1 pseudogene is annotated in these 501 nt (G+C 66.3%); it reads left to right on the top strand.

The features are described 5' to 3' along the window. Positions 1-55: 55 nt before the first annotated feature. Positions 56-501, top strand: a pseudogene (locus EOD15_RS35370) (dipeptide epimerase); the annotation flags it as partial.

Raw genomic sequence — 501 nt, 5'->3', positions numbered from 1 at the left:
GGTCTGACCTGTCGATTTGCCGACAACGCTTGTCGCACAGCAGGAGCAGAAAAATATGGCGCGTGTCATTTCGGTCGAGGCCGAGCGTTTTCCCATCGCCGGAACCTTCACCATTTCGCGAGGTTCCAAGACCGAAGCCGAGGTGATCTCCTGCACGATCGGCGAGGGCGGCCACCTCGGCCGCGGCGAATGCGTCCCCTACAAGCGCTATGGCGAGACCATGGAGGGCGTGCGCGACGCGATCGAGGCCATGCGCGGCCGGATCGCCGGTGGCATCAGCCGGACCGCCTTGCTCGATGCTATACCGGCCGGAGCCGCCCGCAACGCCATAGACTGCGCCCTGTGGGACCTGGAGGCAAAGCTCAGCGGAACCTCGGTAGCAGTCGCGATAGGTGCTCTTCCCTTGCAGGCGCTCGAAACCGCCTACACGCTGTCGCTGGGCGAGCCGGAGGCGATGGCGGCGCAGGCGCGCGCCAATGCGGCGCGGCCGCTGCTCAAGGT

The sequence above is a fragment of the Mesorhizobium sp. M7A.T.Ca.US.000.02.2.1 genome (assembly GCF_003996995.1).
Lineage (GTDB): Bacteria > Pseudomonadota > Alphaproteobacteria > Rhizobiales > Rhizobiaceae > Mesorhizobium.
This window is presented reverse-complemented; position numbering and strand designations above follow the sequence as displayed.